Origin of the sequence: Trinickia sp. Y13, assembly GCF_029522115.1 — a bacterium.
GTDB lineage: Bacteria > Pseudomonadota > Gammaproteobacteria > Burkholderiales > Burkholderiaceae > Trinickia.
This window is the reverse complement of the sequence record NZ_JAKWFK010000005.1, coordinates 332038-355220: the sequence shown is the minus strand read 5'-3', so window position 1 is coordinate 355220 and position 23183 is coordinate 332038. Positions and strand designations below refer to the sequence as shown.

The 23183-nt window shown below is 63.7% G+C and carries 14 protein-coding genes and 2 pseudogenes; 2 read left to right on the top strand and 14 right to left on the bottom strand.

All coding sequences use genetic code 11. The annotated features are described in order from the left end of the window. Positions 1-15: 15 nt before the first annotated feature. From MMB74_RS12405 to MMB74_RS12390, 4 genes are all read right to left on the bottom strand, one after another. A complete protein-coding gene (locus tag MMB74_RS12405; RefSeq protein WP_277428914.1) occupies positions 16-2307 on the bottom strand; it encodes a glycogen debranching N-terminal domain-containing protein in 2292 nt (763 codons plus the stop codon). Positions 2308-2466: 159 nt separating this feature from the next. After that, positions 2467-3249, bottom strand: a complete 783-nt coding sequence (locus tag MMB74_RS12400; RefSeq protein ID WP_277428996.1) for an alpha/beta hydrolase — start codon at positions 3247-3249, stop codon at positions 2467-2469. Between the two features lie 101 nt (positions 3250-3350). Further along, the gene (locus MMB74_RS12395) at positions 3351-4220 is read right to left on the bottom strand and encodes an MOSC N-terminal beta barrel domain-containing protein (protein ID WP_277428913.1); all 870 of its coding nucleotides are present in this window, start codon (positions 4218-4220) and stop codon (positions 3351-3353) included. Between the two features lie 178 nt (positions 4221-4398). After that, a complete protein-coding gene (locus MMB74_RS12390; protein ID WP_277428912.1) occupies positions 4399-5436 on the bottom strand; it encodes a rod shape-determining protein in 1038 nt (345 codons plus the stop codon). A gap of 192 nt (positions 5437-5628) precedes the next feature. Between MMB74_RS12390 and MMB74_RS12385 the strand changes: the two are divergent. Beyond that, positions 5629-7301, top strand: a pseudogene (locus MMB74_RS12385) (AarF/UbiB family protein). A gap of 98 nt (positions 7302-7399) precedes the next feature. On the opposite strand, the pseudogene MMB74_RS12380 reads toward MMB74_RS12385, so the two are convergent. From MMB74_RS12380 to MMB74_RS12370, 3 genes and pseudogenes are all read right to left on the bottom strand, one after another. Continuing rightward, a pseudogene (locus tag MMB74_RS12380) lies at positions 7400-8482 on the bottom strand (L,D-transpeptidase); the annotation flags it as partial. 446 nt (positions 8483-8928) lie between these two features. Continuing rightward, entirely contained in the window at positions 8929-10590 is a 1662-nt protein-coding gene (locus MMB74_RS12375) for a peptidase S1 (protein WP_277428910.1), read from the bottom strand. Between the two features lie 144 nt (positions 10591-10734). Then, complete coding sequence (locus MMB74_RS12370) at positions 10735-12360, bottom strand: S53 family peptidase (protein WP_277428909.1); 1626 nt, start codon at positions 12358-12360, stop codon at positions 10735-10737. A 367-nt stretch (positions 12361-12727) separates the two neighbouring features. Here MMB74_RS12370 and MMB74_RS12365 point away from each other — a divergent pair, with 367 nt between their 5' ends. Next, positions 12728-13234, top strand: a complete 507-nt coding sequence (locus tag MMB74_RS12365; protein ID WP_277428908.1) for a DUF1993 family protein — start codon at positions 12728-12730, stop codon at positions 13232-13234. A 106-nt stretch (positions 13235-13340) separates the two neighbouring features. On the opposite strand, the gene MMB74_RS12360 is transcribed toward MMB74_RS12365, so the two are convergent. From MMB74_RS12360 to MMB74_RS12330, 7 genes are all read right to left on the bottom strand, one after another. Continuing rightward, positions 13341-13979, bottom strand: coding sequence for a LysE family translocator (locus MMB74_RS12360; RefSeq protein WP_277428907.1), 639 nt, complete (start codon positions 13977-13979; stop codon positions 13341-13343). 324 nt (positions 13980-14303) lie between these two features. After that, positions 14304-16169, bottom strand: coding sequence for a biosynthetic-type acetolactate synthase large subunit (ilvB, locus tag MMB74_RS12355; protein WP_277428906.1), 1866 nt, complete (start codon positions 16167-16169; stop codon positions 14304-14306). Between the two features lie 298 nt (positions 16170-16467). Beyond that, positions 16468-16668, bottom strand: a complete 201-nt coding sequence (locus MMB74_RS12350) for a copper chaperone (RefSeq protein ID WP_277428905.1) — start codon at positions 16666-16668, stop codon at positions 16468-16470. Positions 16669-16969: 301 nt separating this feature from the next. Continuing rightward, positions 16970-18199 carry an MFS transporter gene (locus MMB74_RS12345; RefSeq protein WP_277428904.1) on the bottom strand — a complete coding sequence of 410 codons (1230 nt, stop codon included), beginning with the start codon at positions 18197-18199 and terminating at the stop codon, positions 16970-16972. A 103-nt stretch (positions 18200-18302) separates the two neighbouring features. Continuing rightward, a complete protein-coding gene (locus MMB74_RS12340) occupies positions 18303-19835 on the bottom strand; it encodes an efflux transporter outer membrane subunit (RefSeq protein ID WP_277428903.1) in 1533 nt (510 codons plus the stop codon). After that, positions 19832-20920 (bottom strand): HlyD family secretion protein, encoded by a 1089-nt coding sequence (locus MMB74_RS12335; protein WP_277428902.1) that lies wholly within the window; start codon positions 20918-20920, stop codon positions 19832-19834. The genes MMB74_RS12340 and MMB74_RS12335 overlap by 4 nt, the downstream gene beginning before the upstream one ends. 12 nt (positions 20921-20932) lie before the next feature. Beyond that, positions 20933-22564 carry an MFS transporter gene (locus tag MMB74_RS12330; RefSeq protein WP_277428901.1) on the bottom strand — a complete coding sequence of 544 codons (1632 nt, stop codon included), beginning with the start codon at positions 22562-22564 and terminating at the stop codon, positions 20933-20935. Positions 22565-23183: the final 619 nt, after the last annotated feature.

The following is a 23183-nucleotide window of genomic DNA, read 5'->3' as shown; positions in this document are numbered from 1 at the left end:
CGAGGCCGCGCGGCATCACAACATTGCCACGACGCGTACGTTTCCGTCGTTGGTCGACGGAACCACCTTCTCGCCGAGACGCCGGAACGTGATCGATACCGAGCCTTCGCCGACGCGCAGATTGCGCAATTCGAGCCAGTCGATCCCTTCTGGCAGTGCGGGCTGATCGATGCGCACCTCGCCACGCACAGCGTCGACGGTGACGCCTAGACATGCTTCGAGCATCATGAACGGCGCGCCCGCGGCCCAGGCTTGCGGCAGACAAGCCACCGGATAGGCCGTGGGCGGCTCGCCGCGCCGGCGTGTGAAGCCGCAAAAAAGCTCCGGCAGGCGCATATCGAAGCTGACGGCCGCTTCGAACAGGGCCTGCAGCAAACGCACGGCGGCCTGCTTGTTGCCGTAGCGCGCCAGCCCGCGCGCGCACAGCGCGTTATCGTGCGGCCAAACCGACCCGTTGTGATAAGCCATCGGGTTGAAGCGCGCTTGCCCCGCGGCGAGCGTGCGCACGCCCCATCCCGTATGGAACAGCGTCGATTGCAGTTGCTTGGCTACCGCCTCTCCCCGCGCGCGCGAGGGCAGCCCGAAGGCGAGCAAGTGCCCGGCATTCGACGCGAGCACGCGGCATAGCTCGCCGTGGCCATCGAGGGCAATGCCGTAAAAATCCTGATCGGGCATCCAATACAGTGCCTCCACGCGCTCGCGCAGCGCCGCGGCACGAGCCGCGTAGCGCGCCGAGTCTTCGGCCAGCCCGCGTTGCGCCGCGAATCCGGCCATCGTATCGAACGCCGCACTCGCGTAAGCCTGCACTTCGACGAGTGCGATCGGGCCGTCGGGCATTCTGCCGTCTGCATGAAAGACCGAGTCGTGGCTATCCTTCCAGCCTTGATTGGCGAGACCACGATCGGACTCGCAACGATAATCGACGAGCCCGTTGGGGTTCTTGTCGCAGACATTCGCGACCCACTGTGCGGCGCGCTCGAGCGCCGGCCATAACTCGGCGATGAATGCTTGGTCTCCCGTGCGAGACGCATAGGCGCCAGCGAGCACGATGAACAGCGGAGTGGTGTCCACACCGCCGTAGTACAGCGCGAATGGCACCTCGCCCGTAGCGGCCATTTCGCTCTTGCGCATTTCATGCATGATCTTGCCCGTCGCCGCATCGCGGAACTTCGAATCTTCGCGGGCCTGATGTTCGGCAAGAAAACGCAGCACGCCGCGCGCGAGCCACGGCTGCAGCCATAAGGTCTGCAACGATGTGACGACTGCATCGCGCCCGAACGGCGTCGAGAACCATGGGATGCCCGCGTATGGATAGGGCCCCGTCGGCAGGTCCGTCGTAAGCAGGCTCAGATCGGCGAACGAGCGCTCGATCCATGCGTTGAACAATGGATTGCTCGAGCGCACCCGGGCCGTCGCCCGACGGCGTTCGCGCATCGACAAGTGTGCGTTCGCCAGCGCCGCGCGCACAGCCGCCCGCCCTACGCGCGGCCGCACGGCGTCGATCTGCGTCAAATGCGCCGGGTGCGAACTGTGCGGCGGCTGCGCAACTTGCGCACTCGTCGGCTCGGCCCCTTGCTGGGCCGCCAGCGCATGGGTGTGGGTCGCGACCGACAGGTAAATCGAAACGCAAGCGTGCGCCGACAGTTCGATCGTGTAATCGGCGCGATCGGCGAACAAGTGATTCGGCGTCGGGGCGAATGCGACGTCGACGTGCCGTTGCACTCGATCTAGGCCAACATAGCCTAGACGCACGTCGTCGCGGCCGACCTTCGGCGGCTCGTTGGTGCCGTGTTGCGTGCGCTTCAAGCCGCGCACTTCGAACATGTCTTTGAAATCGCTGGCGAACGAGATCGACAGCGGCACGACCGCGTCGCTGTAGCCGTAGTTCGTCAACGTAATCGCTTCGTAAAGGACCGTGCCGCTCAGGATGCGCAAGCGTTCGACGTGAATCACGCCCTCGGGCGTCCCTTCATCGCCTATGGGCGGCAGCGGCCTATTCGTGAGATGCGCCGTGAACGAGGCATTGTCGTTGCTGACGTTGCCCGAGAGCAGCGATGGCGCTCTGCCGCCGAACGTGAGCCGCAATTGCGACAGCATGCGCGTGTCGTTGACGAACAGACCGTCGTCGACACCGTTGATGTCCCCCAGGGGATCGTTAACGACGAATGTGTCGCCCGACTTCAAGACATACTGGCTCGTCCGGGCGATGTAAGGGTGCTCCGGCGCGATGAATGCGCCGTCCGGCTCGCCGCGCAACGGGGCGCCGGTTTGCGTTGGGGTGTCGCTGAGTGCTTCGGTGTCGAGCATCGTTTAGCTCCTTTGCTCCAAGCCCATGCTGTGCAGGCCGTCGGCCTGCCTCGATTGTAGGCGACCCATGCATAGAACAGCCGAACAAGCCAAAGTTTCCGCGTTCAGGCAGCGGCGCAAACCCGATGCCCGCGCGGCGCGCCTACCCAACCGGCGCGCTCAATCCAATTCGCGCAGAAATTCGTCGACGTGGCGATTGAACGCGCTGGGGTGCGCCAGATTCATTCCATGCGAAGCGCCGCGTATCGTATGGCGCCGGACATCGGGCAGCCAACCCTCGAGCATATTCACGTTGCGCCGGAACAAGTCGGGGCTCTTCTCGCCGTCGATCAGGAGCGCCGGGCACCTCAAACTCCATGCGTCTTCACGCCGGTAGGCGGGCAGCGGGTCCTTGAATTGCAACGGTAGCGTCGACGCATTGTCCAGCGCCATCGCGCGAAACGCCTGCGTGCTCTTGGCCCACGAGCCGACCCGGCTTACCGAATCGACGAACAGCTGCACGCCGGGCTCCGTGTGCCCCTGTTCGATCAATTGAGCGGCGCGCGCGCGCAGCGCATTGACCGTATCGGGCAGCACCGCATGGGGCTGCGCGGGCGCCGATAGCGGGCCGCCCGGATCGGCGAGCGTGAGCGTTTGCAGGTGCTGGGGATGACGCACGGCGAATTGAAACGCTACCGCGCCCCCGCGCGAATGGGCGACAACGTGTGCGGGGCCGCCGTCGAGCTTTTCTAGGAATTCGGCGAGCTCGTCGGCGTGCCGGCTCCAACTGAACGGAAACGTGCGCGGCAAACCCGGCAGCGGCCAATAATGCGTCAAGCTCACGGCGACGCAGCGGTAGCGGCCGGATAAGCCCGCAAGTTGCGGTTGCCAATACCGATAGTCGCAAAGCGAGCCGTGCACGAATAGGATGAGCGGGCCGGCGCCGCGCTCGACGTAAGGCATGCGCAGGCCGTTGTCGAGGGCAATCGAGCGGACTTCGTCGACAGGCGCTGCCGAGACGCGGCCCGCCCTAGCGGAGTGAGCAGTCATGAGCGCGGTCTCGCTCATGCATCGAAGCGCAGTTCGGCGTCGACCGTTTGACCGACCTCCAAGATGCCGCCAACACCGGCGAGAATGATGGCGTTCTGCCCGAACGTGAGCGCGCCGTCCATGCGGCTGTCGGCGCGGTAGGCGCTCAGGGTATCGGTCGGTTCCGTCGGCCAGCGCGGGTCTGGCATGCCGCGGGCTTGATCGATCGTGGGAATCGGGCAGCGCGTGCATGGCTTGACGATGCGCAGCGCGATCTCCCCGCTCGCCGCGGCAATCGATAAGGACTCTGTGTAGTCCTCTTCGTAAGCGGGCATCCCCTCGATGACGAGGTTCGGCCGAAAACGATTCATCGGGATCGGATCGACGCCTTTGCTTGCCAAACGCGCGTTCAAGTCGTCGAGCGAGGCCTGGCCGATCACGAGCAGCGGAAAGCCATCGGCGAAGTAGACGTTCGCCGCGACCTCGCCCGTCCAGTCGCGGCTCGCCGTCCGTTCATAGCCTGGCTCGAAACGCACGAGGCGCACCGGCTCGCCGAGGAAATCGGAGAACCAGCGCTCGGCCTCTTGCCCTGCATCCAGCGCCGGCACCGTATCGCCCCAGACCGAAGCCGCGACGACGGGCGCCCCCTCGAGCGCGGCAGCGTCGAGCGCAAGACGCAGCGTATCCATGCCCGGCGCGCGGACGGCCAGCGCATCGCCTTCGAACGCTGGCTGAACCAGCGCAAGACGTGCATGCGTACGTTGACTGATGAAGCGGCCGCGCGCATCGATCACCATCCAGTTGCGATCGTACTCGAGGCCGTAATGGGTTAGGCGCACAGCGTCGCGCGCAATGGCGGCACACGACTTGATGGGATAAACGTTGAGTTGGCTGATCGAGGGCATAAACGGCCGGCGCTAGCGAACGCAGAGAACGAAATGGGGATGGTACCACCGGGGCGGCCAGCTCTCGGCCCCCGCTCATCGCAACCCGAATCGGACCTATGCGCCGCGCCGCCGTGAGCGGCGCTGTCCCGAGCGGCACGCGCCCAATCGCGCCCCGCGCCGTGTGGAATTTTCCGATTTATTGCAAGAACGAGGCCGAATCGACATAGTCGGCCGCCGCGCCCGCCCCGCGCACGGCGCAGGTGAGCGGCTCGTCCGCGATGCGCACGGTCAGTCCGGTTTCCTCGCAAAGCCGCTTGTCGAGATTGGCCAACAACGCGCCGCCGCCCGTCAGCACGATGCCCGTGTCGGCGATGTCGGTGACGAGTTCGGGCGGCGCGTTCTCGAGCGCATTCTTGACGGCTCCGATGACGGTTTTCAACGGCACGGCCAGCGCCTCGGCCACGTCGTGGTTGGTCAACTCGACCGTGCGCGGCAGGCCGTCGTTCAAGCTGCGTCCGACCGCGCGCATCCGCTGGTGCGGCACGTCGAGCGTCGCCGTGCCGATCGTCTTCTTCACGAGTTCGGCCGTCTGATCGCCGAGGATCACGCCGTAAGTGCTTCGCACATGGCTGACGATCGCCGCATCGAATTGGTCGCCACCCACACGCACCGAGGTTTGGTAGGCCACGCCTCCAAGCGAGACGACCCCCACCTCCGTGGTGCCGCCGCCGATGTCGACGACCATCGAGCCGCGCGCCTCCGAGACGGGCAACCCGGCTCCGACCGCGGCAGCCAGGGATTCGCCGATCAGCGTCACTCTGGCGGCCCCGGCGGCCAGCGCCGCCTCGCGGATCGCGCGCCGCTCGACCGCCGTCGCATTCGACGGGACGCAAATCGTGAACTCGGCTCTGCGGCCGAACATCGAGCGCAGTCGCGCCATATCGATGAACTCGCGGAACATGCGCTCGGCGGCGGAAAAATTGGCGATGACGCCATGGCGCATCGGCCGCACGGCTTCGACGTTGCCTGGCGAACGCCCGAGCAATTGCTTCGCTTGATCGCCGACCGCGGTCACGCGGGCCTGGCCGACATCCGTGTTCTTCTGGAAGCAGACGACCGACGGCTGGTTCAGGACGATGCCTTTGCCGCGCGTATAGATGAGCGTGTTGGCCGTGCCGAGATCGACTGCCACGCCTTGTGGGAACAGTCGATTGAAGAATGCATGATGCGACATCGTTGACTCTCTCATGGATGACAACAACGACGTACGTCCCGTCGAGGCAGGCGAGGCGCACGTTGTGCTCGTTGCGGGTAAGCACCGACGGGCCGATGTCCCCTTTACGGCAAGGCGAGGCGCAACTTTAGGGGTCAGTAGAGTTTTTCTCGTTGTGCGCCGCCGCAACAAGCCGCCTTCATCGCACTTTCGATGACATCCGTGCATGCACACGGCCAGCGGCTCGTGGCATGCTTGCCGTCCGTATCCTTACCAATTTGTCCGGCTTTCCGTCTCCTTTTATGCGCACTACGTTTCGCCGGCTGCTCCTGCTGTGTTTCGCGCTGCGCTACGGCGCGCGCCTGCTGTGGTCCGCCACGCCTCGCGAGCACCGCTTGCATTGGGTCGCCACGCTAGCGCTTCGGCTGCACGCGTCCCCGCATGCAAGAGAAGCACTGCATAGAGCGCTCCCGCTCCTGGGGCCGCTCGCCAGCGCCTTCGCTAGCCAATTCGCGCAGAATCCGCAAGCGCTCGTCCGCTCTCTGCACGAGGCGTTCGACCTGATCGCCCGCGCAGAAGCCGCGCTCGCCGCGCCGCTCCCTCCCGACGCCGTGCTGCCCGCACTGCGCGCGGCGCTGCCGCGCCCGCCCGACCTCGCTTTCGCCGCCATCGACCTCGTCGCGCTCGACAGCAGCATCGGCGAACAGGTGCATGCCGCTCAGTTGGCCCGGCCAGAGAGCACGACTCGCGAAGGCCGCGGTTATGTCGATGTCGCCGTCAAATTGCTCAGGGTGCAGGAGATCGAGCGCATCGACGACGATATCGCCGTGCTCGGATGGGTCGCCCGCTGGCTCGATCGCTTTCTGCCCGCCGCGCGCGCGTTGCGGTTGCATCCGCTGGCACAAGCCCTTGCGGTCGAAGTGCAACGCCGCTTCGACCTACGCGCCGAGGCGGCGAATCTGTCGCAGACGGGGCAGCATTTGCGCAACGACGAGCGCGTCGTCGTGCCGGACGTCGTTTGGGAGCTGAGCAGCGACCATGCGCTCGTCATCGAGCACATCGAGACGCTCGCGGTGACCGATCTGGACGCGCTGCGCCGGCGCGGCATCGATCAGGAGGCGCTGGCCGAGCGCGTCGTCGAAGTGATCGTCGAGCAAGCGTTCTCCCACGGTTTTTTCCACGCCGCTCTGGACGCCGAACGCTTGCGCGTGAGCGTCGAGTCCGCCACGTTCGGCAAGCTCGTGTTCGGCGACGGCAAAGCCATGACGACGCTCAGTGAGCCGGAGCGCGAATTCTTCATTCATGGCGCTTGCGCGTTGTTCGAGCAGGAGTACGGCCAGTTGGCGGCGATGCACCGCCAAGCCGGTCACGTCGCCCCCGAGACGCGCGGCGAACTATTGGAAGCGGAGTTGCGCACGCGCGCGGAACCCCATTTCGCCGCAACGATCGACGCTCGTTCAGCCGCCGCGCTCTTGCAGCACCTGCTCGGCGCTGTCGAGCCATTCGACGGCCAGATCTCTGCGGCGCTCGCGCTCGCGCATCAAGCGCTCGAGCGGGCCGAATCGATCGCGCGCACGCTCGCGCCGAGCCTCGACACCTGGGCCATCGTCAAAGGCTCGCTCAAGGCGCTGGCCCGAGAGGACGTCGGCCACCGCGGCTGGATCAAGCGCCTTTCGCGCGAATTGCCGCATCTGGCGACGATGCCGCGTCTGCCGACGCTGCTCGCCCAACGTCTTCAGCATTGGCACGAGCACCACGAACGGCGCGATTCGGTCGCCTGGCTCGTGCAACTGCGGCGCGAGCAGATTCTCACGCGACGCTTGCTGTGGGCCTGTGCGCTGGGCGGCATGCTGCTCGGCGCGGGAGCGATCTGGCTGGGCCGGTAATGCGTCGTGCCGAGGAGGCCGCACAGCGTCGTCGAGCTTGGGTCGGGCTTGGGTGGCGGATTGATTGATCGGCGCGTCAGCGAACCTTGGGCACAACCTTAGTCCGCCGTGTCGGCATTGCCCCGCATCCGCGCCCGCAGCTCCGGCCGCGGCAGCGGCGACCATGCGGGCCGGACTTTCGCTCTCGAATCGATCACGACCAAATAGCGCCCGGCCCATGGGGTGACGGCACGGTCCGGATGCAAGACCCAAAGGCCGATGCCGGCATCGGCCACCGCCTCGTATTCGGCGTCGAGCACCCCGTGATGGTCCAGGAAGCGATCGAGGGAATTGGGGATTCGCACACAGCCCTTCGAGTGGCGAATGCCGAGTAAGGGCTCGAGCTTGTCGGGGTCGGTCGCATGCATTTGAAAACGCATCGACGATATTCCACCCTTGCCCCAACCGCGCTCGGCATCGGTCCAACCGAAATCGAAAATGCGCATGTCGCGTGCGCCGTAGCCGCGTATGCCGTTTTCGTTCAGCGTGCCTTCAGCCCGAAAATCCATGTTGCTCGGCGTATGCTCGAACACGCCGAGCGGCGTGACGAAATGGTCGTAGCGGCCCGGCCACCCCGTCGAGACCGGTGAGGCGCCGATCAGTGTCCACTTGCTGGCCGGGTCGCCGCGGAAAAAGATGAACAGTGCTTGCACGTTCGGATTGCGGTCGACGAGCACCACGTACTGCCGCGCTAGCGCGCCAAGCCCCTTGGCCGCCAACGCGGCTTGCAGCCGCTCTCCATAGGCCGATTGGTCGGCCGGCGGAACCGCCAAGCGCCGCGTCACGTCGCTTTCGAATTGGCTGGCGAGTTTGAGCGCTTCCCGCGGGTCCAGATGAGCGGCAACGTCGGCGGCGTGCTTGGCGGCGGTCGATACTGCCGCCGATGCTGCGGACGCCGCCTCGGCGATGGCGGCGGCTTGCGCCGCGGACGTCGCTGATGACGCCGATGCAGGAGATGCCGCGGATGTCGCTGAAGCTGAACGTGCGCCGGATGCAACGGACGTCGGCGCTCCTGCGGCCGCCGCGGCCGCACCGAGGACAGCCGCTCGAGCCGCTGCCACGGCCGATGCGGATGCCGATGCTGCCGGCGTCGAAGCCGAAGCCGAAGCCGAAGCCGCAGCCGCAGCCGAAGCCGGTGTCGAGCCTGAACCCGATGCGGGCGAGGCCACCTCCGCACTTAGGGCGAATAACGGCCAAGTCAGCAATGCGCCGACAACAGCGCGAACGGCCACAGAGCAGCGAGTTCGTGTGCGGTTTCCTCGATAACTTTGCTTATACGAGTCCTGGTTGCTCAACGCGCTGCCTCCCGGACGGCGCTCTGGACGCCAACCGGCCATTCTTACATCGGTCATCAATGGTGGTCGCCAAAAGTTGCTTCCCCAGACACCGATGCAAGAAGCGCGCCCATGATCGAGAAAGGTCGAGGCTGACCGGGCAGCCTCCGGGCGGCGGTAAAAAAAACGGCGGTGCCGACCAGCGTCGACACTGCCGCTCGACTTGCCAGCGGGAACCTGGCTACGCCCTCGCAAGCGCGTTTGTCGCGTTTGTCGCGCTTTCCTCCTACGCCTTGCCGCTGCCCAACGGCCGCTTACGAACGATGCTGCTGCTGCAACGTGCGCACACGCGCCATCGCAGGCGCATCGGCGCTCACGGTGTCGTACATCTTCGCCAAATCGGCTTTGAGCGCAGTGCGTGAGCCGCCATCGAGATAGACCATGTGGCCCGACGGATAAAACCGTGCCGACAAGTTGTTGCGGACCGACTGCTCGATCAACGGCATCTGCTGTAAATCGAGCACCGTCTGATAGAACGGCGTCACAAAATCGTAAAAACCGTTGGCCGACAGCACCTTCAGGTCGATATTGAGCGCCATCACGGCGGCCAAGTCGCCCGCCGTATACAGGATGATGTTCCCGTGCGCGTCCTTGCCCTTTTGCTCGCCCGTCGGGTCGGTGTGACTGAAATCCCAATACTTGAAAGCCTGATCGTTCAAGTCGGTGAACGAGGAGGTGGACGTGTACTTCAATTGCTCGTTCAGGTACTCGTTCCACATCGTCGTGTAGACGCCCGAAACGGCCGTCATCGTCGGATCGTTGCCACCCGAGTTGGGATCGATTTGCCCCGCGATGCCGGTGTCGATCGCCGTCACGCGCCCGTCGTAGGCGCCAAGCGCCATGCCCTTGGACTTGAGCAGCGTCGTCAAAAACAGCGAATTGCCGCGGCTGTCGTAGCCGGCGATGTCCAAGCTCCACGCAAGCAGCGTCGCCTTATCGATACCGGTGTACTGCGATAGTTTTTCCACCACGGCGTTGTCGGTCTGCGGGAACTTGCGCAGGGCGGTCAGGTAGTCGGTGCGAGCGAACTGTGCCACTTCTTCGACGAACGCGCCGAGATCGGAAGGCCTCGGCGCGATACCGAGCCGCTTGTGGTACCAAGCATCGGCCGCCGCCGTCGGCAATGCGCCCACCGGATTGCCCGCTTGCGCGTAATCGAGGATCGACGACTGCAGCGTCACGCCGTTCAAATCGATGCCGTCCTCGTGCAGCATGTATGCGAGCACGCAACTGCGCGCGGTGCCGTACGATTCCCCGAACAGGTACTTCGGCGAGTTCCAGCGATCGTTCTTGGTCAGAAAACGCTTGATGAACTGCTTAATCGAGCGGGCGTCCTGATCGACGCCCCAGAAGTCGCGATTCTTATTGGGCGCAATGGCCGCCGAGTAACCGGGCCCGACTGGATTGATGAAGACGAGATCGCTGCGATCGAGCAAGCTGTCGGGATTGTCCTCGAGCGTATAGGGCGCCGGGGGGGTGAAACTGGGCATCGACGTCTTGATGCGCTTGGGTGCGAACGAGCCCAGCAGAACGAAGACCGCGGACGAACCCGGGCCGCCGTTATAGAAAAACGTGACGGGCCGCGTCTGTTCCTGCTGTTTGTCCTCGGTGAACGCAACGTAGAACATTTTTGCGTTCGGCTTCGAGCTCGATTCGTCGACCGTGACCAAATGGCCGGCCGTCGCCGTGTAGTCGATCTTCCTTCCGCCGATCGTGATGGAGTGGTGGGTGATCGCCGCCGTTTCGCTCGTATCCGTGACGAAATCGTCGGGCCCCTTCCCGTAGGCCACTTCATCGTAGAAAGGCCGGTCCCCCTGCTGACGACTCAAGAAAACGTGCGGCATCGAGGCTCTGCCCGGCGAGGGCGCATGAGCGTTGTGTGGCGACGGTTGCGGGCTGCCCGTATCGGAATTCATCGTAATCGCTCCATCGGTTATGGCCGGCACGCGGGTCCGAGCGCATGCACCGGCTACGTTGGCGAACTACTCCTCTTTGCCCTCGCGACGCGACCCGACGCGCGGACGAGAAGACCTACCCAGAAAACCTATTTAGTCAACCTACTACGGCTGGCCGCCGGATTTGCCGCCGGACTTGCTGCTTGATCCCGGCGCCGACGTGCTCAGTGCATCGGCAATGCGACGGCCGTTTGGACTGCCCAGACCCGTGCAAGCGTCCCACCCCGGCGCAGCGGCATAGCTGCCGTTATTGCCAGAAGTGATGTCGTTGAACGCATGCGCCGATGCGTAGAGCTTCGCGTTCAAAAACCCAGCCGCTTTACCGGCATTCGCGTTGATACGCGCAACGAGCCCCGCGAAGAGCGGCGCCACGGCGCTCGTCCCGCCGACAGGCGCGCTCTGCCCATCGATGAGCACCTCGTAGCCGGAGCTCGGCGACGCGTCCGCGGCGATGTCGGGCACGCCACGCCCCGTCAACGGCGCCGCCGTGCCGTCCACGCGCGCCGCCTTCAGGCCTTCCTGCCAGCGAGGCAGAGCAAAGCGCGCGCTGATGCCGCCACCCGTTGCCCCGCCCGCAGCCCCGTCGTTCCACACTACTTCTCTCGCGATCGACTTGCCCGCCGAGGCCGTCAAATGCGTGCCGCCGCACGCAAGCACGTAGGGGCTTGCGGCCGGAAAGTCGACGTTGTCGGCGCCGTCGTAGGCGCCATCGCTCGAACCGCTATCGCCCGAAGCCGCGCAAACAGTCACGCCGAGCGCCACCGCCGAGCGCAGCGTGTCGTTGAAACTGGTGATCGCCTGCTCCGTCCACGAATGCTCCGGACCACCCCAACTGATCGACAAGACCGATGGCTTGTTCGCGGCATCGTGCAGCGCGTGCGAAACGGCATCGATGAAACCCGCATCGCTGTTCGGCGAGAAGTAGACAGCGATCGACGCCTTCGGCGCAACCGCGCCCGCGATTTCGATATCGAGCGTCACCTCGCCATCGGCGCTGCTCGGATCGCCCGTGGGACGATTGCCTCCGCCGTCGACCGGCACGGACACGACACGCGGGGTAGGCACGCCGAGACGGCCGAAGTAGGCAGACAAGTCCGACGCCGCATAGCCTCCGCCCAGCTCGATCAAGCCGATGCATTGACCGGCGCCGTCACCGTCTGGAAAACCGTAGAGCGCAGCCAGTTGCAAGGGCGTGAATACCTGCGCGGCGGCGTGCGTCGTCAAGGGACCGGACACCGGGCGCAGCCGAAAATGCGGTCGCGCTTGAGGTCGGTTGTCGAGCCCCAGCACGGCCGTGACGACTTCGGCAATCGCATCCGGGATCGTAATCGCACCCGTACGGCCGCGATAGCGCCCGAGCGCGGGATGCTCGTAGTCCGAAAGCTCCACGCCGAACGCGGCTTGAAAATGCTCGGCCGTTCCGGCCAGCACTGCTTTGGCGGCGCATGGGTCTTGCCGCTCGACGCGTAATTGGTATTCGCGCGCAAACGCTTCGAGCTTCGCGAAATCCTCGGGCGCAACGGCGAAACGCGTTTCGAATTCCTCGCGCGAGAGCGGCTCGGCGTGATTTTCGGCAATGCGCCGCGCCAGATCGTCGAGTTCGCGTTCGCCGCGGCGGCGCAGCGTGACGACGACGTGAAGGGTTTCGTTCGGGTCGATCGGACCGAGGCACTTCGAATCCGCAACGGCTGCACGATCGCTGCCGGCAAGCCTCTGTCTCGCTTTGGTCATGTGTGACGCTCCTCACGCGGTGGGTACGTCGAAGCTCCGACACACGCCTTCCCCACACAGTTCCTGATGCCGCGCGCCACGCGAGCGCGCCGCAGAGAAATGGCGATGGACCAAGGAAAGGCATTCGTCGGACAACTCACCAAAGTGTAGTGCATCGAAGGCCGTGCGCAGCGTGCGCCAGGCGAACGTTGGCCGTTCGGTCTACGCTATGACCGCTCGGCACGGCTATGCCATTTGCACTCCAGCAAACATTGCGGCGCCGGCATATGATTGCCGCGCGGCGGCGCGAATCGATTGACGCGCCGCGCCGTCTGCCCCTGCGGCCGACCGTTTGGAAAACGCCAGATAAAAAAGGAAGACTCTCGACATGACCCTGTCTATGTACCAAGCCTCGGTGCCCGTATTCGCACGCGGGCTCACTAACCTGCGCGCCGTCCTGCAAAAAGGGCACGACCATGCTTTGACACAGCACTTCGAGCCGTCGATCTTGCTGTCGAGCCGGCTCTATCCCAACATGCACCCGTTGACGCGGCAGGTGCAGATTGCCTCCGACGCGGCGAAGTTTTGCGTCGCACGGCTGGCCGGCGTCGAGCCGCCCAAGTACGAGGACGTGGAGACGACCTTCGACGAGCTATACGCGCGTATCGACAAAACGCTCGCTTACTTGCAAGGTTTCGAGGCGGCGCAGCTCGAAGGCAGCGACTCGCGCACGGTGACACTGACCGTGCCGAGCGGCAAGCACGAATTCATCGGGCACGCGTACCTGCTTCATTTCGCGGTGCCGAACTTTTTCTTCCATGTGACGACGGCTTACGCCATCTTGCGCCACAACGGCGTCGAGCTTGGCAAGTTCGATTACCTCGGTCGCACTTAAGCGCACGACGAACAGCGCCGTCATGCCCGATATCCTTTGGGGCTATCGGCCTTGACGGCGTGCGGCGTGCGGCGTGCGCAATCGTTCGGGCTATATCGGGTTTGTTTCAGTCGAGGGATAGACGCACGGCGAAGCCAAGCAGCGCTGCCGAGAATGTCCAGCGCTGCAGTGTCTGCGCGAGCGGGTATTTGCGCAGTAGCACGGCAATGCGCCCCGCGCCTACGGCATAGAGCGCATCGAACAGCATGCCGACGACGAGCAGCACGATGCCCAATTCCGCGACCTGCAGCGCGATGGGACCGGCGGCAGGCCGCAAGAATTGCGGAAGCAGCACGGAGCAAAACAGCAGCGCCTTCGGGTTCAGCAAGTTCGTCAACAGCCCCTTGACGAACGCTTGCCGCAGCGCGCCGGGCTCGTTCGTCTGCGGGCTCGCGGCGCCGCTCGCTTGCAGCGCGAACATCGGCGAACGAAAGATTTGAATCGCGATGTAAGCGAGATAAACCGCGCCGCCATATCGAACGATTTCGTAGAGCCACGGCGCAGCCTTGAGCAGCGCGGCCACGCCGCATGCCGAAAGCGTCACGTGCGTTGCCCGGGAGACGGCGAGGCCGCCGGCCGCGGTCAAGCCGGTGCGCGTGCCGCGAGCAATGCTGGTTTGGAGGATCAACGCCATGTCGGGGCCGGGAATCGCGTATACGACGATGAGCGCGACGATGAAAGTAATGAGCAAGTCGGCGGAGACCACGGCAACCTCGGGAAATCGTATGGTGTTCAGGGTGTCATATTGTGCCGCGCGATGCGGAGCGATTTTCGGCAAAATTCCTCGACCATTCGCCATTTTTTAGTGCTTTCCACCCATAATCCGCTGCTAAATCACGACATTCCACTAACCTCGAAGGCGATTCATCCGAACCTGCCACCGCAGCCCCACGGGCCCTCGATCCGTGGGGATCTGGAACCGAGCGCTCGCCGAGTCGCGGGGGCGGGGCGGCCGCTCATGGCACGTTGGTCAGCGTCTTCTTCGTGATGTGTTATGCGCCGCACGAGCAGATTGTCGCGATCGTCCCGGCTAGAACATGTCAGAAGTGCCTTGAGGACCGTCGCGCATGCGCCCCAGTTCCCCGCCATCTCTAGACGGGATGAACGGACCGGTGATCATGTCCGAATAGCTCATGCCGGGCCCAACCATCGGAAACACATCGGCATCCTGATCGATCATGACTTCGAGGAACGCGGGACCATCGAACGCCACGAAAGCTCGGAGCTTTTCCTCGACTTCGCTCAGTAGCTCGACGCGCTGCGCGAACTCGAACCCGTCGGCACGCGCAGCCATGACAAAGTCCTTTCGATGCAGCGACTTGTCGCTCTTGCACAGGCGCCCGTCGTAGAAGAGGCGCTGCCACTGCCGAATCATCCCGTCTCCGAGGTTGTTGAACAGCAGCACCTTGACCGGCACGCCATATGTGGTCGCAGTCTCCAGATCGCCGACATTCATGCGCATGCTGCCGTCGCCGTCGATGTCGATCACGAGGGCATCCGGACGTCCCATCTGGGCGCCGATCGCGGCGGGCAGGCCAAAGCCCATCGTCCCCATACTGCCCGACGTGAGAAAGCTGCGTGGCTCGACGAAGTCGAAGAACTGCGCGACCCACATCTGGTGCTGGCCCACGCCTGTGGTAACGATGGCCCGCCCGCCTGTCATCTCGCTCAGCTTCTCCACCACGAACTGCGGCTGAATGAGCGGGCTGGCGCGGTCATAATTCATCCCGTATCGCTGCTTCAGCTCCCTGATGTGGTCGAGCCATGCCAAAGGCGCCTGCGCGTGCGTTTCGTGTTGTATCAGCGAAACCAGGGTATCTTTCGCGTCGCCCACGTGGCTCCAATGCGCGCGCTTCACCTTGTTGATCTCCGCTTCGTCGATATCGATGTGCGCGATATGGCGCGCTCGCGGCGCGAATGCATGCGGGCGGCCGCCGGCGACACGATCGTCGAATCGCGCGCCCACGGCAATCAGGAAGTCGCAGTCTTCCACCGCGTAGTTCGCGCAGGCAGCGCCGTGCATGCCTAGCATGCCGAGCCCCAACTCATGCTTCACGGATATCGAGCCAAGCCCCATCAGGGTGCTCACCACGGGAATGCGGTAGCGCTCGGCGAACTGCCGCAGTTCAGCCGTCGCGCCGGCGGTCATGACGCCCCCGCCCGCATACAGCAGCGGGCGCTTGCTTTGCGCCAGCAGGCCGAAGAAGTCGTCGCGCTTGCTCGCTTCGAGACGCGCACCCTTCGCCACCTTGCGAAGTCGGTCCGAGTAGCCACGAAACGCAAGGGTGCCGTGCCCCTGCCAGGTGCCGGTCCAGTTCTGGATGTCTTTGGGCACATCCACGACGACCGGGCCAGGACGGCCAGTGCGCGCGACTTCGAACGCCGTGCGCATCGTCTGTTCGAGCTTGTTCGGATCGGTCACCAGAAACACCTGCTTCGCGCACGCCGACATGATGTTGAACACCGGCGCTTCCTGGAAAGCGTCGCTGCCTATCGCGGCGCGCGGTACCTGCCCACAGATGAGGACCACCGGGACCGAATCGCCATTGCAGTCGGCAATCGGCGTCACCGCGTTGGTCGCGCCGGGCCCCGACGTCACCATGAACACGCCGACCTTTCCGCTCGCGCGTGCGTACCCTGCGGCCATGAAACCGGCGGTCTGTTCGTTGGCGGGAACGACGAGGTTGATCTGACGCTCGGGCTCGTCGGCGTGCAGTTCGTTGAAACGAAACACCGCGTCGTAGGTCGGCAGGATCGCGCCGCCGCTATAGCCGAACACTGTATCGACACCCTGCTCGCTGAGTACGCGCAAGATGATGTCGGCACCCGAGATCGGTGCGCCGGGCAGCGGCGCTTTCTGGAGGCATTCCGGAGCAAATTTCGAGTTCTGGGTCATAGCTGGTTCGCACGGAAACGGGCGCTGATACGATCAGCGGCCAAACACAACGGATCATTTCCCTTCCAACTCGAGAACAGCATGTGTTCCCGACCAGATCGTGGACGACGGCGCTAGCGGGTTCTCCGCATGCACAGTCCACCCGGCACTCTTTCGACGTGCGCCTGGAAATAGCGGGAGAAAGGGTTTTGAAGATTCTGACAACGATCGAAGCGGCGCGCGTCAGCAATAAGGCTGTTCATAGGCCAGGACGCGCCGCATCTGGGCCACCACGGCTGATGGCTGACGTTCCTACCATTCACCATTCGGCAATGCCCACCTCCATATCCTCGTCGTAGAACGCAACGAGAAACTCTTCGGGCATCAACCACGAATCGACGCTCACGGTTTGCGCGCCAACATCGACATCGACCTTCGCGTCGGCGTCTACAGACTTCATCGCATGCACGATCGTCGCGAGATCGTCGGCGCGAATTTCAGTCTTCATCGCGAACTTCATTTTTCACCTCTCTGGCTGGATATCCAGCCCCAACTATAGGATCAACACCCCCTGCCACCAACCAAGTTCGCCTCAATTCACTCGTTACATCGCGTAACGCAAACCGAGAGCACGGGGGCCATTCATGGCGACAACCGGCCTCGTTCCCTCGACGGCAAGGCCGGCCGCCAGCGTGCCGGCGGGCTGTTGGGCGATACCCGCGTCGATGCAGCGATCCGGATGTCGACGCTCGAATCTCGTCAAGCATGGCATCGCCCCTAACCGCAGGAGATTCCTGCCAGCAGATGCTCGCTGCCTCGTGTCAATCTGCGTTTGACGGGACTCGGCCGGCGGACTGGCGAGGCACGCCCGCCCAGTGGACGGCGGCGGCAACGATCCCGAGAACGACACCGAAGGCGACGATGCCCGACCAGCCAAAGCGGCTCATGAGCCAGCCGCTAACCGCTGCACCGACTGCGCCGCCGAAGAAGGTGGCCGTCATATACAGGCTGTTGATGCGCCCTTGTGCCTTCGGATCGACCGAGAAGGCGCGCGTCTGGTTGGAAACGAGACCGGCCTGCACACCGATATCGAGCACGATCACGCCCACGATCAGTTGCGTGAGCGACGTAGCCGCGCCGGAGAGAATCAGGTAAGCAAGCGTCGCGATGCCGATACTCGCGCCGATGACCTTGCGAAAGCCCACGCGGTCGGTGGCGTTACCGCCCAGCGATGCGGCGAATGCGCCGGCCGTGCCGATGATTCCAAAGCCGCCCGCCCAGGCGCTGCCGAGGTGCCACGGTCCGCTCTTGAGCAGCGCGGCGAGATTGACCCAGAAGGCGTTGAAGCAGGCCCACAGCAACGCCTGGATAATCATCGATTCGCGAATCGGACGATTGTCGCGAACGAGGGGCCACAGCGATGCGAGCAAACGGCCATACGAAAGATTCGTGGATGGCACGCCCTTCGGCAGAAGCGCAGCGGCAGCAATCAAGACCGGCACCATGAAAGCGGCTTCCGCACCGTACACCACGCGCCAACCCCACGTCGCGCCAATCACGCCCGCGATCGTGCGGCCGACCAGAATGCCGACCATGATGCCGCTCACGACGGTGCCGACGTTACGGCCGCGCTCGCTCGGCAACGACATGACAGCCGCGAAGGGCACGAGCTGCTGGGGTACGCAGCTCACAATGCCGAGCGCAAACGAGGCCGCGATCAGCGCCCAGATGTCGTGCGCAACAGCCGCCATCGCCGCAAAAACGAGCGCGAGCACGATTTGCGTGAGCACGAGCCTGCGCCGGTCGAAGCGGTCGCCAAGCGGCAGCAGAAGCGCGAGGCCAGTCGAGAAGCCGAAAAGTGCCGCGCCGGCGACGAAATCGACCGCCGTAATGCTGACCCGCAGGCTCGCTGCGATTAGCGGCAGGATCGGCTGCGTGCAATAGATATTGGTGATTACTGCGCCTGCGATGATCGCCATCATGACGACCTTGCCGCGCGATGCGACGGCGGGCGTAGCTGCACTTTCTCGAGTGCTTGGTGATCCACTCACGACAGCCTCCTTTTTCCTAGAATTTCTCCGGTAGTCGCAACCATTTTCCGCGATCCAGATTGAGGTCGAACGTCACGCACTTGCATTCACGTCGCGCCATGGATTACCCGCCATATGTCGACTCCCATCCGCCTCCCAGCGCTTTGCAAAGCGTAATGAGATTCGTGGCCGCCGTGGCTCTGCTCTGCTCGAGATTGCTTTGCGCTTCGAGCAACTGCTTCTGCACGTTCAACACGTCGAGGTAATCGAGCGCCCCGGCCTTGTATCGATCCCGCGCGACCGAGAGCGCGCGCTCGTTCATGGTCACGGCCCGGGCCAACCGGTCGCGGCGGCACTGCTCGGCGTCGTAGGCGACGAGCGCGTCGTCCACCTCCTGCCACGCGCGCAGCACCGTCTCCCTGTAGGCAATCGCGGCCTCCTTCTGTTGTGCTTCGCGCAGCTGAAGCATGCCTTTCAGGCGACCACCTTTGAAGATCGGAAATGTAATGGAGGGGCCGGCGACGAACTGGCCGGACGCCCAACTGGCCAGACTCGAGAGTTGAAGACTCTGAAAGCCCGCGCTTCCGTTAAGCATGATGCGCGGATAAAAATCAGCCTTCGCCACGCCGATCGACGCTGTCGCCACGTGCAGTTCGGCTTCCGCCTTACGGATATCCGGGCGGCGCCGCACGAGTTCGGAAGGAAAGCCGATCGCCACCTGCGCGGGCAACGCGGGCACCTGCTGAGTTGCGGCGAGCGTATGCCCCAGCGCGCCTGGCTCCTCGCCGAGCAGCAGGCCGATTGCATTGATCGTCGTTTCGGAGTGCGATTCGAGCGTGGGAATTAGGCTCTCGATATTCTCCACCTGGGCCGCAGCGTTCGAAACATCGAGATCGGTGGTGACGCCTTCATGCTCGCGCACCTGCGTGAGCTTCAGCGCGTCGTTGGCAATGTCTAGGTTTTGATGCGCGATCTGCAGGAGCTCCTGCGTGTCGCGCAGTTCGATATAGTCTCGCGCAAGCTCCGCGCGCGCGCTGAGCAAGACCGCGTTCCGGTCCTCATACGAGGCGTCGGAAAGCGCAGTCGCCGCTTCCACGCTGCGTCGCACGCGGCCCCAGATATCGATCTCCCATGACGCGTCGAAGCCGGCCTGATACAGGTTATAGGCAGGCGAGCCCTTGGACCCCGGCATGGCCGCCACACCGAGAGGCGCGGCGCCGGAAGCCGACTGCGGCTGACTCTGCGTCGGGGTCGCCCCAAGCAGCGAGAGAACGCCGTTCTCGCTGCCGCGTTCGCGGTTATACGATGCGGCGCCGTCGAGCGTCGGATATTCGGCTGCGCCCGCCACGCGCCGCTCGGCGCGGCTTTGCAACAGGCGCGCCGACGCAGCCGCCACTTCCAGGTTCGCATCGGCAAGTTGCTTTTCCAGGCCGTTCAACACGGGATCGTTGAACAACGTCCACCATTGCCGACCGAACCGGCCTTCCACGGCTTTGCTCTGCGCCTGCTCCGTCTGCGTACGGTTGAAAACCTCTGGCGTCGACGACTTTGGCGGTTCGAAGTCGGGACCCACCGTGCAACCCACAAGTGCCAGGAAAGCCACGCATGCGAGAATCTCGAGAACGATCGCACGAATTGAATATTGGCTCGTGTTCATTTTCTTTCCGCTGCCTCGGCTGTCCCTTCTGCGCCCCGCCCAACGGCCACCTCGGCTTCCACTGAGAGGCCGACCCCCAATGCGGCTGCAGCGGGCTGTCCGCGATCGATCGTGATCTTGACTGGCACGCGCTGCACCACCTTCGTAAAGTTGCCCGTTGCGTTGTCAGGCGAGATCGGTGCGAAGCTCACGCCGGTGGCCGGCGCGAGGCTGTCGATGCGGCCGTGAATCACGACGCCGGGAAGGCTGTCGACCGTCACGCGCGCCCTTTCACCGGGCCGCATATTGGTGATCTGGCTCTCCTGGAAGTTGGCGACGACATATGCATCCGAAAGCGGAACGATTGCCAGCAAAGGCGCGCCGGGCGTCACGAATGCGCCGACCCGCGCCGAGCGGCGTCCCACTTTGCCGTCGACGGGCGCGCGGACTTCCGTATAGGAAAGGTTGAGCTTCGCCTGTTCGAGCACCGCTTCGGCGTGTTCAAGCGCGCCAGCGGCCTTCTCGCGCTCGGTGCGCAGGACGTCCAGATTCTGTTTCGTGGCCATCAGAACCGCCCGATCGTGCGACTGCTGCGCAAGCTGCTCGGCGAGCGTGCTCGATGCCTGTTGTTGCTCCTGCGCGGTCCCCGCCCCCGCAACGGAAAGGTTCTGATAGCGCGACGCGTTCGCCCGCGCGAAGCCGATCGCCGCGTCGTCGGAGCGCAGCGTGGCACGCGCCTGGTCGACGAGCGAAGGCTGGCGCGCGATCTGCGCGTCAAAGTTTGCCACCGACGCCTTCGCGCCCACCACCTGAGCCTCGGCGCTCATCAACGCGGCGCGATAGTCGCGCTCGTCGATGCGCACCAACAGCTGACCCGCCTTCACGTCTTCATTATCATTCACCAGCACGTCGGTGATCTGCCCCGAGACTCGCGGCGCCACGAGCGTGAAATCCGCAGCAACGTAGGCGTCATTCGTGGATTCGGAACTGGCGTGAGACAGGAGCTTCGTGCCGGCCCACGTAGCGACGCCGGCAACGACGGCGAGCGCTGCAAGACGAAGCCATTTCAATCTGGGCGGTGCGGGGATGGGATTGGTCGATGACATGGAAAACGTACCTCATTTCGAAGCGGGCGGCATGGTGCTCCACGGCGGATAGATCCGCACCGGCAACACAGGGACAAGAAGAAGCAGAGCGAGCGCAACGCACGCCATCACCCGATAGAGATCGGCGCAAGTCAGCACCACTGCCTGCTCGTGAATACGGTGCGCGAGTTGCCTCAGCGCAAAGGGTGTGACGAGGCCGGGGCTTGCCACCAGCGCGCGGTTGCCCAGTTGGTCGACGAGCATGCTCGAATGGAAGTGTCCGCGCGCGGTGCCCACGCCTTCGAGCAGACCCGTCGCTATTGCGGCGGAGAACGTCTTGAGCGTATTGAACATTGCCGAAGCGAACGGGCCTTCCGTTGGCGGCAAACCCGTTGTTACGCCCATGAGGATCGACATGATCACCATGGGCTGTACGATGATCTGCAGCGCCTGCAGCACATAGAAGTTGTCACGAATCCACTCGGACGTCACGAAGCTGCCGAGAGCACACGTCGTGAACATCAGTGCCAGCCCTGTCGCGATCACCCAGCGATGATCGGCGCGCCGCGTGTTCAATAAAGCCGCCGTCAAGGGGAGCGTAATCAGCAGCGGAATGGCAAGCAACAGCGAAAGCGGCGCCGTCTGCAGCGGCCGGTACGCGTGAACTTTGGCGAGAAACTGCCCGGGTATCGCCGCGACGCCCACGAGCAGGATCACTGCGCCGAACAAGGTCGACAGCCCGTGCGTGAAATTTCTGCGCTCGAGCAACTGGAGCTTGAAAAATGGCACGGGCTGAAACCACTCGTTGACTAGGAAGACCACGAGAAGCAGCCCGCCACCGCAGAACATCACGCGGATAAAGTCCGATTCGAACCAGTCGAGCCGGTCGCCTTGCAGAAGCCCCGTCACGAGCATGGCGAACGCGGGGAAGCCTGTAACGAACCCGACCCAGTTGAACGTGCGAAAGCGTTCGAGCTTGACGGGATCGGCGGGCAGGCCCTGCTGAATCGCAACACAGCACAGCAAGCCGAGCGGAATGATTTGCCAGAATGCCATGCGCCAGTTCACGAACTCCGTCCACAACGCGGCGAGCGGTGTGCCGAGCGCAGGGCCGAAGGTCGCCGTGAGCGCATAGCCGGCGAGCCCATACAGTTTGAATTTCGGCGGCAGATAACGCAGCGCCACGATGATCAGCATGGGGGGCAGACAGCCGCCCGCGATTCCCTGGAAGATACGCAAGACATAGAGCGTCGCCAGATTCGGCGCGAACGGGCACAGCAACCCAAAGAACATCGTGGCTAGCACGGCGCCAATCGTGAAGCGCTTGAGCGTAAAGGTGATGCCGAACCAGGGCGCGAATACCATCGTCGCGACGTTGGCGGCTTCGAAAAGTGAAGTGAGGTACGTCCCGTCGTCATGTCCGATCAGGAACGCGCCCTGGATATCTGCCATCGCCGCCGCCGTCACCTGTTCGTTGAGGATGGCCAGCAACGAAGCGAACAGCATGCCGAGCAGGCCCACCACGATTCGTCCAGTAAACGCAGCTTGCGCGGGGGCAGGCTGCGTCGGCGCCGCAGCTTCGCGCACCGGGCGCGGTTCCAGTACCTGTGCGGCCGTTGCCGTTGCCGTTGCCGTTCCAGTCGTCAAAGAGTCCGCAGTTGTCATGGCGATCATCAACTTCTCGGGTTTCGTTAGCTGTACCGTTTGAGATGGCTATTCCACTGAAAGCCAATTCAGCGCGCAGCATTCTCACGCGATGCGATGACCGCACTATCGGTTCCGCCTCGCATCGTTACTATCCACTGACGGCTTTATTGTCAGAGATGAGCCCGATTTCTTAAAGTCTCGCTTGGTTTGATTTTGGGCCATCTATTACGGGAATTCGGCCAGGCCATCCGGCCATGATCCGCCCATCGCGTATGCGCTGCGTCATTGCAAACCCGACTGATTATGCGCGGGTCATTGCTGCGCGCTTTTGGGTCAATCGAGGTGAGGAGGCCATGCCAGATGGAACGCGATGCTTAGAATCGCGGCCTATAAATACAGGACACGGGTGAATCGCAGTAGACACGATCAATGAAAGTCTGAACACGAACCAGAAACAGTAGACAAAAAACCTCTTTTGCTTTTGCTTTTGCTTGTGCTTTCGTTTGCCAGAGACTCGGCATGGGAAGTCAAGACGGCAGATTTCGCGAGATGCAGGTTCTTGTAGCCATCGTCGAACGCCGTAGCTTCAGCGCCGCCTCCAAAAAATTCGGCTCGCTTACCACTCGTCGACGTTCGC